General features: G+C 60.2%; 15 protein-coding genes. 13 read left to right on the top strand and 2 right to left on the bottom strand.

All coding sequences use genetic code 11. The annotated features are described in order from the left end of the window. Positions 1–90 precede the first annotated feature (90 nt). On the bottom strand, positions 91–1,935 hold the full coding sequence (locus FCH38_RS13465) for an extracellular solute-binding protein (protein WP_174374076.1): 1,845 nt from the start codon (positions 1,933–1,935) through the stop codon (positions 91–93). 205 nt (positions 1,936–2,140) lie between these two features. Here FCH38_RS13465 and mepA point away from each other — a divergent pair, with 205 nt between their 5' ends. The 4 genes from mepA to dapB all read left to right on the top strand — a co-directional run bounded on the left by mepA (position 2,141) and on the right by dapB (position 5,680). After that, on the top strand, positions 2,141–3,196 hold the full coding sequence (gene mepA, locus FCH38_RS13460; RefSeq protein WP_153515289.1) for a penicillin-insensitive murein endopeptidase: 1,056 nt from the start codon (positions 2,141–2,143) through the stop codon (positions 3,194–3,196). A gap of 101 nt (positions 3,197–3,297) precedes the next feature. Next, complete coding sequence (locus tag FCH38_RS13455; RefSeq protein ID WP_174374075.1) at positions 3,298–3,681, top strand: methylglyoxal synthase; 384 nt, start codon at positions 3,298–3,300, stop codon at positions 3,679–3,681. A 27-nt stretch (positions 3,682–3,708) separates the two neighbouring features. Continuing rightward, positions 3,709–4,731, top strand: a complete 1,023-nt coding sequence (locus FCH38_RS13450) for a glucokinase (RefSeq protein ID WP_174374074.1) — start codon at positions 3,709–3,711, stop codon at positions 4,729–4,731. 121 nt (positions 4,732–4,852) lie between these two features. Next, positions 4,853–5,680 carry a 4-hydroxy-tetrahydrodipicolinate reductase gene (gene dapB, locus FCH38_RS13445; RefSeq protein ID WP_174374073.1) on the top strand — a complete coding sequence of 276 codons (828 nt, stop codon included), beginning with the start codon at positions 4,853–4,855 and terminating at the stop codon, positions 5,678–5,680. A 9-nt stretch (positions 5,681–5,689) separates the two neighbouring features. Here the strand turns inward: dapB and phnF are convergent, their stop codons facing one another. Then, entirely contained in the window at positions 5,690–6,427 is a 738-nt protein-coding gene (gene phnF / locus FCH38_RS13440; protein WP_149898265.1) for a phosphonate metabolism transcriptional regulator PhnF, read from the bottom strand. Between the two features lie 82 nt (positions 6,428–6,509). Between phnF and phnG the strand changes: the two genes are divergently transcribed. The 9 genes from phnG (at position 6,510) to phnD (ending at position 13,903) form a co-directional block, all read left to right on the top strand. After that, positions 6,510–6,971 (top strand): phosphonate C-P lyase system protein PhnG, encoded by a 462-nt coding sequence (gene phnG / locus FCH38_RS13435; protein ID WP_174374072.1) that lies wholly within the window; start codon positions 6,510–6,512, stop codon positions 6,969–6,971. After that, complete coding sequence (gene phnH / locus FCH38_RS13430; protein ID WP_174374071.1) at positions 6,971–7,579, top strand: phosphonate C-P lyase system protein PhnH; 609 nt, start codon at positions 6,971–6,973, stop codon at positions 7,577–7,579. The genes phnG and phnH overlap by 1 nt, the downstream gene beginning before the upstream one ends. A 1-nt stretch (position 7,580) precedes the next feature. After that, a complete protein-coding gene (locus tag FCH38_RS13425; RefSeq protein WP_153515292.1) occupies positions 7,581–8,690 on the top strand; it encodes a carbon-phosphorus lyase complex subunit PhnI in 1,110 nt (369 codons plus the stop codon). A 133-nt stretch (positions 8,691–8,823) separates the two neighbouring features. After that, positions 8,824–9,726, top strand: a complete 903-nt coding sequence (locus FCH38_RS13420; protein WP_174374070.1) for an alpha-D-ribose 1-methylphosphonate 5-phosphate C-P-lyase PhnJ — start codon at positions 8,824–8,826, stop codon at positions 9,724–9,726. Beyond that, positions 9,723–10,499 carry a phosphonate C-P lyase system protein PhnK gene (gene phnK / locus FCH38_RS13415; RefSeq protein WP_003524419.1) on the top strand — a complete coding sequence of 259 codons (777 nt, stop codon included), beginning with the start codon at positions 9,723–9,725 and terminating at the stop codon, positions 10,497–10,499. Before FCH38_RS13420 ends, phnK begins: the two co-directional genes overlap by 4 nt. Before the next feature lie 4 nt (positions 10,500–10,503). Further along, on the top strand, positions 10,504–11,211 hold the full coding sequence (gene phnL, locus FCH38_RS13410; RefSeq protein WP_149898259.1) for a phosphonate C-P lyase system protein PhnL: 708 nt from the start codon (positions 10,504–10,506) through the stop codon (positions 11,209–11,211). Continuing rightward, positions 11,208–11,825 carry a DapH/DapD/GlmU-related protein gene (locus FCH38_RS13405; RefSeq protein ID WP_174374069.1) on the top strand — a complete coding sequence of 206 codons (618 nt, stop codon included), beginning with the start codon at positions 11,208–11,210 and terminating at the stop codon, positions 11,823–11,825. Before phnL ends, FCH38_RS13405 begins: the two co-directional genes overlap by 4 nt. Before the next feature lie 226 nt (positions 11,826–12,051). Continuing rightward, entirely contained in the window at positions 12,052–12,912 is an 861-nt protein-coding gene (phnC, locus tag FCH38_RS13400; protein WP_174374068.1) for a phosphonate ABC transporter ATP-binding protein, read from the top strand. Positions 12,913–12,997: 85 nt separating this feature from the next. Continuing rightward, positions 12,998–13,903, top strand: coding sequence for a phosphonate ABC transporter substrate-binding protein (phnD, locus tag FCH38_RS13395; RefSeq protein ID WP_149898256.1), 906 nt, complete (start codon positions 12,998–13,000; stop codon positions 13,901–13,903). Positions 13,904–13,967: the final 64 nt, after the last annotated feature.

Below are 13,967 nucleotides of genomic sequence, written 5' to 3'. Positions count from 1 at the left end.
GGTCCTTTCATGAAAGCGCGGCCCGCGCGCTCCAAGCGATTCGTTTCGCCCTATGTGAATCAAGCCTTCGCCGCGAAAGCAAGGCCGGCGTCAGTTTCCGGCCTGGCTGGACCACCATGCATCCGGAAAACCGATGCCATATTCAGGCAGGTTTTCAGGGCGGGTGAGTGTGTTCCAGTAGGCGATGAACATCTCGCCGCGGTAAAATTGCGGAATGACGTAGCTGTTTGCCAGAAGCACCCGGTCGAGTGCGCGCGCCGCAGCCACCTGTTCATCCCGGTTGGGCGCAAATATGACCTTCCTGACAAGAGCATCGACGGCGGGGTTCTTGATGCCGGCGAGATTGTTGGACCCCTGCCGGTCGGCCGCGGCAGAGCCCCAGAAATCTGCCTGTTCATTGCCGGGGTTGGCCGATGTCGCCCAGAGCTTGACCGCAACGTCGAAATCGAAGCTGCGGGTGCGGTTGGTATATTGCGAGGCATCGACCGTGCGGATGGTGGCGTTGATGCCGATCTTCTTGAGGTTCTGGACATAGGGCAGGATGGTTCTCTCCATGCCGGAGGAATCGATCAGGAATTCCATATCAAGCTGCTGCCCGGTTGCCGCGTTGACCATGCGGTTGCCGCGCAGCTCGTATCCGGCCTCCTTCATCAGCTTCACCGCCTCACGCAGATTGTCGCGCTGCTTGGCAGGATCGCCTGCCACCGGGTTGCGGTATTCAGTAGTGAAGACTTCCGGCGGCACCTGATCTTTCAGCTCCTGCAGCAGTTCCAGCTCGCGCCCGGTCGGCAGGCCGGAAGAGGCCAGCTCACTACCCATGAAGAAGCTGTTGATACGCTGGAACTGGCCGTAAGCCAGCGTGCGGTTCAGCTCCTCGAAATCGAAGGCGTAATTGAGCGCCTTGCGCAGGTTGGGGTTCTGGAACTTTTCGCGGCGCATGTTCGGCACAAAGGCCTGCATGATGCCGACGGAGCGATAGATATTCGGCAGTTCCTCTTTCTTGACGCGGCCTTCCTTGACTGCCGGAAAATCATAACCCGTGACCCAGCGGCTGGATGAGGCTTCCTGGCGGAAATCGACGGTGCCGGACTTGAAGGCCTGGAATTCCACATCCTGATCGGAAAAGAAGCTGTAGGTGATGGTTTTGAAATTGTTCATCCCGACATTCACATTGACGTCCTTGCCCCAATAGTCGTCGCGACGCTCATAGGTCATCGTGGAACCGGGAGACAGCGAGGCGATCTTGTAGGCCCCAGAGCCCATCACCGGCTCCAGCGTGCCACGGGAAATGTCGCGCGGCTTGCCGTCTGGACCTGCAGCCTCCCACCAGTGCTTCGGAACGATCAGCAATTGCCCGACGATCTGCGGCAATTCGCGATTGTTCTTTTCATCGAAGGTGAAGGTGATGTCCCTTTCGCCACTCACCTCCGCCTTGGTGACGTGGGTGTAATAGGTAGCAAGCTGCGGGCTCAGATCCTTGGCCTTTTCGAAGCTGAAAACCACATCCTCCGGCGTCACCGGTTTGCCATCAGCCCATTTGGCCTCCGCCCGCAGCCGGAATGTTGCCTTCGAAATATCGTCGGGATAGCTGACGCCCTCAGCCAGAAGCCCGTAGGATGCCGAGAGTTCCTCTTCCGTTGATTTCATCAGCGTGTCGAAGACCAGCGAAAGTCCTGTCGCCGCCTCGCCCTTGGCGAGCAGCGGGTTGAGCGTGTCGAAAGTTCCCGTCGTCGACATGCGCAGCGCACCGCCTTTCGGCGCCTTGGTGTTCACATAGTCGAAATGATCGAAGCCATCAGGATGTTTCAGTTCCCCGACCGTCGAAATCCCCTTTCGCCAGACACCGCCCGACTGGGCGGAGGCCGCTGCCGGCATCAGCATGGCGGATGCCGCAAGGGCGATCAGAAGGCGGGATTTCAGTGGTGCCAATATCATCGGGGGAATGTCCCTGTTTTCGTGTTTGTTGGAGAGAGCATAAAACAAAGATTGGCAAAAAACAGATGCTTCGGCTCACAAGCTCTTTATCGGCACCCTTAATCTGTCTGCTTTGCACAAACCGGGCGAAACATGGTTTCAACAAAATCCCGTTCCAGTTTACTCTAAGGGGAAGAGAATCATCTGATCGGACGGGCACGGCTATATGACGGCGGGATCATCGAGAGTTTTCAAGGCGGCCATGCTGGCGATTTCGGTCGTCTCCGCGCTGCAGTTGCAGATGGAAACCGCATCGGCCGAGGACAGGCCCGCGAAGGAAGTGTTTGGCCATACGGCCCTGCCTTCCGCAGCGGCCTCGCAGCCCATCGGCTCCTATGCCAAGGGCTGCCAGTCCGGCGCGATCGCCATGCCGACCGACGGTCCCGGCTGGCAGGCCATGCGGCTTTCGCGCAACCGGCGCTGGGGCCAGCCGCAGCTGATTTCCTTCCTCGAGCGCTTTTCGCAGGATGCCCAGAAAATCGGCTGGCCGGGTCTGTTGCTCGGCGATATTTCCCAGCCGCGCGGCGGGCCGATGCTGACCGGCCATGCCTCGCACCAAATCGGCTTGGATGTCGATGTCTGGTGGCGGCCAATGCCTAACCCCCGGCTGAGCGTGGAGCAGCGCGAAACCGTGCCGTTCATCTCCATGCTGGACAAGGGCAAATTCCTGACAGTCGATGATCGCAAATGGTCGCCGCTCAATGCCCGGCTGGTGATGATGGCAGCGAGCTATCCGCAGGTGGAACGCGTCTTCGTCAACCCGGCCATCAAGCAGAAACTCTGCCAGACATGGACCGGCGACCGCACCTTCATGGGCAAGATCAGGCCGATCTACGGGCATGACGAACATTTCCACATTCGCCTCGAATGCCCGCCCGGCGCGCCGAACTGCAAACCGCAGGCGGCCGTGGGCAAGGGCGATGGCTGCGACAAGTCGCTAGCCTGGTGGTTTACCAAAGAACCATGGGCGCCGCCGAAAAAAGACCCCAATGCCAAACCGGTGAAACCGCGCCCCGTCATGGTCTCCGACCTGCCCGCCGCCTGCGCCGCCGTGGCTGCCGCCCCTTCCGTCAACCCCGAGGGTATTGCGGCGCAGGCCTATTCCCCCGCGCCGGTTCAGGCAGTGCGCCAGCAAAGCGTGGAACAGGTTATTCAGAACGCTCCGACCCTCCAGCCGCCTTCGGATATTCCACTGCCGACCCAGCGCCCGACATTGAACTGATACAGAAATGAGGCATTCAACAGCTTCCCTTTTCAAATGGCGGCAAGCTGTTATAGAAGGCTTCAAATCGATTTAATTCTTTACGGGGACGGGCTGGGACCATGGAAGGGCAACGCTGTATCGCGCTCATCGCTCACGACGAGAAAAAAGACGATATGGCGGATTTCGCCCGTCAGCATCAAAAAGCGCTCTCCAGTTTCAAGATCGTCGCCACCGGCACGACCGGCGGCCGCGTCCAGGAAGCCTGTCTGGGGCTCGACGTCATTCGCCTCAAGAGCGGCCCGCTTGGCGGCGACCAGCAGATCGGCGCGATGATCGCGACCGGCGCGGTAGACATGCTGATCTTCTTCACCGACCCGCTCACGGCAATGCCGCATGATGTGGATGTGAAGGCGCTGACCCGGCTGGCCACGGTCTATGACATTCCCATGGCGCTCAACCGCGCCACCGCAGAAAACCTGATCGACTTCAATTCCGCCGACTGACCCGCACCCACCAATATGGAACAGGCAATGCCGAAGACGTCCGATACCGAATATCTGTCCTTTCCGATCCTTCTTGGCGACATCGGCGGCACCAATGCCCGCTTTTCCATTCTGATCGATTCCTTTGCGGAACCCGTGCACCTCACCACCGTGAAGACAGCGGAATATCCGACGATCGACGACGCCATCCAGCAGGCGGTTCTGGACAAGACCTCGCTTCAGCCGGTCTCGACCATCCTTGCGATTGCCGGCCCTATCGAAGGCGACGAGATTCCGCTGACCAACTGCCATTGGGTCGTCAAGCCGAAGGACATGCTGGCCAAACTCGGCCTCAAGGATGTCATCGTCATCAATGATTTCGAAGCGCAGGCTCTGGCGATTGCAGCGCTTGACGACGACAACCGCGAACCTATCGGCGCCGGCAAGAAAGACATGCTGGCGTCGCGCGTCGTTCTTGGGCCGGGCACGGGCCTCGGGGTCGCCGGTCTGGTTTACGCCCGCCATATGTGGTTCCCGGTGCCCGGCGAAGGCGGCCATATCGATGTCGGCCCAAGAAGTGCACGTGACTATGCGGTTTTCCCGCATATCGAAACCATTGAGGGCCGTGTTGCCGGCGAACAGATCCTGTGCGGACGCGGACTGGTGAATCTTTACCGCGCCGTCTGCAAGACCGATGGCATCGAACCCGTTTTTTCCGATCCGGCCGATATCACCTCGCAGGGGCTTTCGGGCCAGAATGCGCAGGCAAAAGAAACACTTTCGCTTTTCAGCGCCTATCTCGGCCGTGTGGCTGGCGATCTCGCGCTGATCTTCATGGCCAAGGGCGGCGTTTATCTCGCCGGCGGCATTTCGCAGAAGATCATCCCGGCGCTGAAGAGCCCGGAATTCCGGGCCGCCTTTGAAGACAAGGCGCCACACAGCGCGCTGATGCGGACCATTCCGACCTTCGTCGTCACCCACCCACAGGCAGCGCTTTCCGGTCTTGCCACCTATGCGAGAACACCTGCCGATTTCGGCCTGGCGCTGGATGGTCGGCGCTGGAGAGCCTGATCAGCCCTTCCCATGTGATGCTTGCGAAGCGGGCGGGCGGTCTTTAACGTCGCCGCTGCAAACATCAAACGTCCGATACCGGCGGGTTTCGATCCGCCCGACATGAAAAGTGAGTGAAAACATGGGCAGCAGCGACATGAAACTGGTGGTGGTCGGCGCGGCGGGCCGCATGGGACAGGCACTGATCCGCCTCATTCACCAGACACCCGGCGTGATGCTGCATGCCGCCGTCGCACGCGAGGGCTCCGCCTTTGTCGGCCGCGATGCCGGCGAGATTGCCGGTCTCGGCCCGATCGGTATCGAAATCACCAGCGATCCGTTGCAGGCCTTCCTGCATGCCGAAGGGGTAATCGATTTCACCTCACCGGCAACCAGCGTCACCTTTGCCGGTCTCGCCGCGCAGGCCCGCATCGTGCATGTCATCGGCACCACCGGCTGCTCGCCGGAAGATGAGGACAAATTCAAGGCGGCATCGCGCCATGCGCGCATCGTCAAGTCGGGCAATATGAGCCTCGGCGTCAACCTGCTCAGCGTTTTGACGCAGCAGGCGGCGCAGGCGCTGGACGCGCAGAACTGGGATATCGAAATTCTGGAAATGCACCACAAGCACAAGGTGGATGCGCCGTCTGGCACGGCACTTCTGCTCGGTGAGGCGGCGGCAGCCGGCCGCAGGGTCGATCTCACCACCTCTTCGGTGCGCGTACGCGACGGCCATACGGGTGCTCGGGAGACCGGCACCATCGGTTTCGCCACACTGCGCGGCGGTTCGGTGATCGGTGAACATTCGGTGATCTTTGCCGGCGAGGGTGAGCGCGTCGAGCTTTCCCACTACGCCGGCGACCGCTCTATTTTCGCACGCGGTGCGATTACGGCGGCTGTCTGGGCCTTCGACAAGAAGCCGGGCTTCTATTCCATGCTGGATGTGCTCGGTCTTTCGCAGGCGGAATAAGCCCGTACCCTAATTTTCGACCGTGAATTCGACGGTATCGGCCGAAAATCGGCTGACGGCATATTGCACCGGCACGCCATCCATATCGGCATTCAGCGCCTGAGTGACGAGCAGGATGGCACCCGGCGACAATTCGAGATCGGCCAGATCCTGCGTATCGGCGTGGCTGGCTGAAATAACGGTCGAGATGCGCACGTAGTCCGCCACACCGAGCGCCTTGAAAGCAGCCGTGATCGAGCCGCTTTTCTGATAGGCCTCGCCTATTCCGGCAAAACGATCCGCCGGAAACCATGTGGTCGAACGGGACACCGGCCGGGTATCAGCCTTGCGCAGGGTCTCCAGACGCACGAGCGGTGCACCGGTCTGGAGTTGCAACCGCGCCGCCAGATCGGCAGTTGCCGGCTCGGTCGTATGGGAAAGAAGCAGCGCTTCCATTTCCTTCACCTGATCGCCGATGCCTGCCGTGAACCGCGTGCGCAGTGAAATCGGAAAACTCAGTCGTTCCTTGCGGGCGATCATCGTGCCACGCCCTTGCCTCGGCTCAAGGATGCCTTCACTCGCCAATGCGGCAATGGCGCTTCTGACGGTGTGGCGGTTGACGCCGAATTTTTCGGCCAGCGTCATTTCAGGCGGCAACATGCCGGTTTCATCGTGATCGCCCGCTGCAATCTCGCCTCTGATCCGGTCGGCGATTTGCCGCCAGAGCGCTACGCCGTTCTTTCTTTTCATTGCTGCTGCAGGGCTCATGTCACACGCTTGTCATTCATCGACGTTAATTGTAGCTTATATTGTATAGTTGTCTATATCAATAGACATTAGAGGTCAAGCGATGAATAACGAAGCTGCGAATATACAGACGGAAAGGAAGCGGGTGGCGGCACTTCTTGCCCGCGCCACCGTTCAGGAACTCGAAACGGTCTGGAACCGGCAGGACGCCAGCCCGCAGACGGAAAATGTGCGCGGACCGGAAACCGGCCTCGTCATGGTCAAGGGCCGTATCGGCGGTGGCGGCGCGCCTTTCAACCTGGGTGAAACCACTGTTACCCGCGCGACGATCAAGCTTGCTTCCGGCACTGTCGGCCATGCGCATGTTCTCGGTACCGGCCGCAAGAAGGCCTGGTACGCGGCCGTTTTCGACGCGCTCTGGCAGGAAAACCCCACCCGCGACTTCATCGAAGCCGAGCTTCTCTCGCCGGTCGAAAAAAGACTGGCCGAAGAAAAGCAGCGGAAAACAAAAGAGACCGCCGCCACGCGGGTCGATTTCTTCACCATGGTTCGAGGAGAAGATTGATGGGTGTCAAAGCCGAAGCATTGACGGGCGGCTTTTCCGACGCCGTCTTCGATTCCCAACGGGTTTTTAAAAAGCTGATGGACGGCATGGCCCGTCCGGGCACACCGCAGACGATCGAAACCGCAGTCGCCCCGCCGGCGCCGCTTGCCACTGCAACGGGTGCGGTTCTGCTGGCGCTTTGCGACCACGACACGCCGGTCTGGCTGAGCAGCACGCTGCGAAAAACTGCCGTGCCGGGTTGGGTTGGGTTTCACACCGGCGCGATTGCGACGGAAGAAAAGGGTGCTGCGCAGTTCGCCGTGATCGAGGCGGGCAGCACCATCGCCTCCTTCGGCCTCTTCGCTCAGGGAAGCCAGGAATATCCCGACCGTTCGACGACGGTCATCATCGAATTGCCCGATCTTGATGGCGGACAGGAGTTGTCACTGTCCGGCCCCGGCATCCGCCACATCAATATCATCAGCCCTTCCGGCCTGCCGGAGATATTTCCGAGGCTCTGGGCGGAGAACAACGCCATTTTCCCGCGCGGCGTTGATGTCATTTTGACCTGCGCCGACAAATTCGTCTGCCTGCCGCGCACGACGCGCATTAAATCCGTGGAGGCATAAGATGTATGTTGCTGTCAAAGGCGGCGAAACCGCCATCGCCAACGCCCACCGACTTCTGGCCGACAAAAGGCGCGGAGACCGTGGCCTGCCCACCATGACCGTGGCGCAGATCGTTTCGCAGCTTTCACTCGCGGTCGACCGCGTCATGGCGGAAGCCTCGCTTTACGACCAGTCGCTTGCAGCCCTTGCCGTCAAGCAGGCGCGCGGTGACATGATCGAGGCCATCTTCCTGCTGCGCGCCTATCGCACCACGTTGCCGCGGTTCGGCTATTCGCTGCCGGTCAATACGGCTGACATGACGGTGCAGCGACGCGTTTCCGCGACCTACAAGGATTTGCCGGGCGGGCAATTGCTGGGGCCGACCTTCGATTATACCCATCGTCTGCTCGATCCCTCGCTCCTCGAGGACGAGGTTGTCGAAACCGCTGCCATTCGTGAAGGCGAACCGGATTATGTCATGCGGGTTTCCGACATTCTGGCGGAAGAAGGGCTGATCGAAAGCGATGGCGATATGCCTGACGATCATGTTGCCGGCGATCTGACGCGCGAGCCGATGGAGTTTCCGATGCCACGCGACCTGCGCCTGCAATCGCTGGCGCGCGGTGACGAGGGCTTTCTTCTCGCACTCGCCTATTCGACGCAACGCGGTTACGGCCGCACGCATCCCTTCGTCGGTGAAATCCGCATCGGTGATGTTGAAGTGGAGCTGGATGTTCCCGAACTCGGCTTTGCCGTCTCGCTTGGCGATATCAAGGTCACCGAATGCCAGATGGTCAACCAGTTCAAGGGTTCTGCCAAGGCGCCACCGCAATTCACCCGCGGTTACGGGCTGGTGTTCGGCCAGAGCGAACGCAAGGCGATGGCCATGTCGCTGGTGGATCGCGCGCTTCGCGCCGGTGAATTCGGCGAAGATGTCGTCGCCCCGGCGCAGGATGAGGAATTCGTCATCTCACATGCAGACAATGTGCAGGCGACGGGTTTCGTCGAACATCTGAAGCTGCCGCATTATGTGGATTTTCAGGCCGAACTCGGTCTGGTCAGGAAGATGCGCGCCGATTTCGAGGCGATCAATACTGATGGCGCGGAATGGATGGGCGATGCAGCCGAATAGCTCAGCGGCTGTGCTGCTCCCCAAACCAGTAAGCGCAAAAGACGGTCGATGCTGCAAACACAGCAAAAAACACGGCTGCAAGAATTCCAATCTCCATGAGCTTGTACTCCTTTTTTCGCAAGGTTAACGCGCAATGCTTAAAGAAGTTTCATTTGACGACGGGCTGGCTGCCTACAACTTCGCCTATCTGGACGAACAGACCAAGCGGATGATCCGCCGGGTGATCCTGAAGGCCATTGCCATTCCCGGTTATCAGGTTCCCTTCGCTTCCCGTGAAATGCCCATGCCCTATGGCTGGGGCACCGGCGGCGTGCAAGTGACGGCCTCCATCCTCGGTCCCAATGATGTCCTGAAGGTCATCGATCAGGGAGCCGACGACACCACCAATGCGGTGTCCATTCGTGCCTTTTTCCAGAAGGTGGCGAATGTTGCCGTCACCACCCGCACCGGGGACGCGACCATCATCCAGACGCGGCACCGCATTCCCGAAGAAGAGCTGCATTCGGGACAGGTTCTGGTCTATCAGGTTCCCATCCCCGAACCGTTACGCTTCCTCGAGCCGCGCGAGACCGAAACCCGCGTCATGCATGCGCTGGAGGAATACGGCCTGATGCACGTCAAGCTTTACGAGGACATCGCCCGCAACGGCCGCATCTCCACCACCTATGCCTATCCGGTAAAGGTTGCCGGGCGTTATGTAATGGACCCCTCGCCGACACCGAAATTCGACAATCCGAAAATGAATATGTCGGACGCCCTGCAACTGTTCGGCGCAGGACGCGAAAAACGCATTTACGCCGTACCGCCCTATACTGACGTCGTGAGCCTCGATTTCGAGGACCATCCGTTTGAAATCCAGCGCTTCGACAAGCCCTGCGCGCTGTGTGGCGGCGAGAACGTCTACTTGGACGAGGTGGTGCTTGATGACAAGGGCGGACGAATGTTCGTCTGCTCCGATACCGACCATTGCGAGGATCGCCGCGCCCATGGCCACAAGGGCCACATGCTTGCGGATGTGAAGGAGGCCGCAGAATGAGCGACGCACCGCTTTTGAAAGTCCGGGACGTTTCCAAATATTACGGCGACCGCGCCGGTTGCCGCAACGTTTCCTTTGAACTCTACCCGGGCGAGGTTCTGGCCATTGTCGGTGAATCCGGTTCGGGCAAGACCACCCTCCTCAACTGCATTTCCACCCGGCTGATGCCAACGGCGGGCAGCGTGGAATATCGCATGCGCGACGGCTCGGTACGCGACCTTTACCACATGGGCGAGGCCGAACGTCGTTTCCTGATGCGCACCGACTGGGGCTTCGTACACCAGAACCCGGCGGACGGGTTGCGGATGGCGGTTTCGGCCGGCGCCAATGTCGGCGAGCGGCTGATGGCTGTGGGCAACCGGCATTACGGTAACATTCGCCAATCGGCCAGCGAGTGGCTGGAACGGGTGGAAATCGGCACCGACCGTATCGACGATCAGCCGCGCGCCTTTTCCGGCGGCATGCGCCAGCGCCTGCAGATCGCCCGCAATCTCGTCACCTCGCCGCGCCTCGTCTTCATGGACGAACCGACGGGCGGCCTCGATGTTTCCGTGCAGGCGCGCCTGCTCGATCTGGTGCGCGGTCTCGTCAACGATCTCGGGCTTGCCGTCGTCGTCGTCACCCATGATCTGGCGGTGGCACGACTGCTGTCTCATCGCATGATGGTGATGAAGGGCGGCGACGTCATTGAGCATGGTCTCACCGACCGGGTGCTGGACGATCCGCGCGAGCCCTACACGCAGTTGCTTGTTTCCTCCATTTTGCAGGTTTGACGCCATGGCGACGCCCCTTATCGTTTCGGAAGTTTTCAAAAGCTTCACCATGCATCTGCGCGACGGCATCGAGTTGCCGGTCGTGCGCGATGTCAATTTCTCCGTTTCCGGCGGCGAATGCGTCGTGCTCGGCGGCCCTTCGGGTATCGGCAAAAGCTCGATCCTGAAAATGCTCTATGGCAACTACGCCATCGACAGCGGGCAGATTCTCATCCGCCACCAGGATCAAGTCGTTGATATCGGCAATGCCTCGCCGCGCACGATCCTCGAAATTCGCCATCGCACCATCGGTTATGTCAGCCAGTTCCTGCGCACCGTGCCGCGTGTTCCGGCAATCGACGTCGTCGCCGAACCGCTCTTCGCGCGCAAGGTTGCCGCCGAGGAGGCGCGCGAGCAGGCGGCCATGCTGCTGTCGAAACTCAACCTGCCGCGCGAACTGTGGTCCCTGCCGCCGGCGACCTTTTCGGGCGGCGAGCAGCAGCGCGTCAACATTGCGCGCGGCTTCATCACCGATCATGCGATCCTGCTTCTCGATGAGCCAACGGCATCGCTGGATGCCGCCAACCGGCGGGTGGTCGTTGACATGATCATCGAGAAAAAAGCGAAAGGCACGGCGTTGCTGGGTATCTTCCACGACGAGGAAGTGCGGGAAGCCGTTGCCGACCGCATTCTCGACGTCTCGCAATTCTCTCCCCGGAAGGCAGCGGCATGAGTGTCAAGGTCGGTCTCGAACCTGTCATTCACGACACCGCCCGTGTCACCAATTCCTCGATCGGCCGCTATACCGAGGTTTCGGAGCGCTGCCGCCTTGAGGAGGTCGAGATGGGCGATTACTCCTATGTCATGCAGGACGGCGCGATCTGGTGCGCCACCATCGGCAAATTCGTCAATATCGCCGCCTCCGTCCGCATCAACGCCACCAATCACCCGATGCAGCGGGCGACGTTGCACCATTTCACCTACCGCGCCCGCAGCTACTGGGACGACGCCGAGGATGAAACGGACTTCTTCGCTGCCCGCCGCGCCAAGCGCGTGGTGATCGGCCACGACGTGTGGATCGGCCATGGCGCAACCATCCTGCCCGGTGTGACGGTTGGAAACGGTGCGGTAATCGGGGCTGGCGCGGTCGTATCGAAAGATGTCGCGCCCTATACCATCGTCGGTGGCGTGCCCGCCCGGCTGATCCGAGAGCGTTTTCCGGCGGAGCTTGGCCGGCGCATGGACGATCTGAATTGGTGGGATTGGGACCATGCCAGACTGCGCGGCGCACTCGATGATTTCCGCGCGCTCGCCGCCGAGGATTTCGTGGCGAAATATGGTGGATGAACTCCGCTCATACCGAAGCGATTGCAAATCCCGGGGCCACGTCCCGGGATTTCTGTTTGTCGGCTCCAGATATGCCCGGCTGATGACATGCCTGACGAAAGGTTTGTCGGCGAACCCCAGGATGTCGTATCTGCGAATTCTGTAATATTTTCTTCATTAAACTGACACTCACAGTTCATGGACCGCTGTTAGGTCGAACCCCGTCATAAGAAGATTGGACGGGGAAATGAGCTTTCACCTGAAGCAAGTCACGCGCCGTTTCGGCAACCACACTGCGGTCGATGCCGTGAATGTCGAGATACCGCAGGGGCAGATGGTCGGCGTGATCGGACGCTCGGGCGCCGGCAAATCGACGCTGCTGCGCATGATCAACCGCCTCGTCGATCCCTCCTCGGGTTCTATCCATTTCAACGACATGGAAGTTTCGTCGCTGAAGGGTGCGGCGCTGCGCAACTGGCAGCGCGACTGCGCCATGATCTTCCAGCAGTTCAATCTGGTGCCGCGCCTTGACGTGCTCACCAATGTCATGCTCGGCCGTCTCAACCACCGTTCGACGGCACTCAGCCTGTTTAATATCTTCACCAATGATGAGCGTCTGATGGCGATCGCCGCCCTTGAGCGGCTCGGCATCGAACATGTGGCCATGCAGGCTGCGGGCACGCTTTCCGGTGGCCAGCAGCAGCGCGTCGCCATCGCTCGCGCCCTGATGCAGTCTCCGAAGATGGTTCTGGCCGACGAGCCGATCGCCTCGCTCGATCCCCTTAATGCCAAGATCGTGATGGACGCGCTGCGCGACATCAACGAGCGGGAAGGCATCACCGTCCTCACCAATCTGCACACGCTGGATACGGCGCGCAATTATTGCGAACGCATCATCGGCATGTCTCAGGGCCGTGTCGTCTTCGACGGAACGCCGGCGGAGCTGACCGCTGCGGCCGTCACGGAGATTTACGGAACCGATTCTCAAGGCTCCGGCATTGACGAGACCATGACCTCGACCAGCATCAACATTCCCGGCGCGCAGCTTGCCGCACGTCCGGTACAGCAATCTGCCGGTCCCGAACCGCTCGCTCTCGCCGGGCTCTGAGGAACCGCTCAGCATCGTTTGTGCCCGCGTCAAGGGCCGGTACTTCACAACAAACTCCGGCTCGCCGGGAAACAGGAGAAAGTCCATGTTGAAGAAAATCCTTCTTTCGGCAGTCGCCCTTGGCGTTCTGGCCGGTTCCGCCATGGCTCAGGACGTCAAGGTCCTGCGTATCGGTCTCGACGGTTCGGAAAACGAAGCCGACCAGATCCGCAACACGAAGTGCGTTGCCGATGGCCTCAAGGCTGCGACCGGCGTTTCCGAAGTTCAGGTTTTCCCGTCGCCGGACTATAACGGCGTCATCCAGGGTCTGCTCGGCGGCACCATCGACATCGCTTCCATGGGCGCTTCCTCCTACGCCAAGATCGCTCTTGCCGATCCGAAGGCCGTTGACCCGATCCTGACAACGGCCGGCGCTGACGGTTCGACCGGTTATTACACGATCATGGTTGCCCGCAAAGACAGCGGCATCAAGACGCTGGCAGACGCCAAGGGCAAGAAGATCGGCTTTGCCGATCCTGACTCCACCTCTGGCTTCCTCGTCCCGAACGTGGCTATCCCGAAGGAAACCGGCACTCCGGTGAAGGAATACTTCTCCGAAACCGGCTTCGGTGGCGGTCATGAAAACCTCGTTCTCGCCGTTCTCGACAAGAAGTTCGACGTTGGCACGACCTTCGGTTCGGGCGTCGGCAAGTGGGAAGAAGGCTACACGGCCGGCAACCTCTACCAGATGGTCAAGAAGGGCAACCTCGACATGGACGATATCGTCGAAGTCTGGAAGTCGCCGCTAATCCCGAACGGCCCGCTCATGGTCACCAACAAGCTCGGCGACGCCATGAAGCAGAAGGTGGAAGACTTCTTCATGGAACTGCCGAAGAAGGACCTCGCCTGCTTCCAGGGTTTCACCCAGGGCAAGAACACCGCTTACATCAAGGTCGACCCGTCCTTCTACCAGACGATCATCGACGCCCGTAAGTCCGTTATCGGCGGCTGATCCCTGCGATCATACCCGGAAGCGGCGGTGCCTTGCGGCGCCGCCGCTTTTGCCAATAAAGGAA

This window comes from Agrobacterium tumefaciens (assembly GCF_013337285.1).
Lineage (GTDB): Bacteria > Pseudomonadota > Alphaproteobacteria > Rhizobiales > Rhizobiaceae > Agrobacterium > Agrobacterium burrii.
The sequence above is the reverse complement of the archived record's forward strand: the minus strand, read 5'-3'. Positions and strand labels throughout refer to the sequence as shown.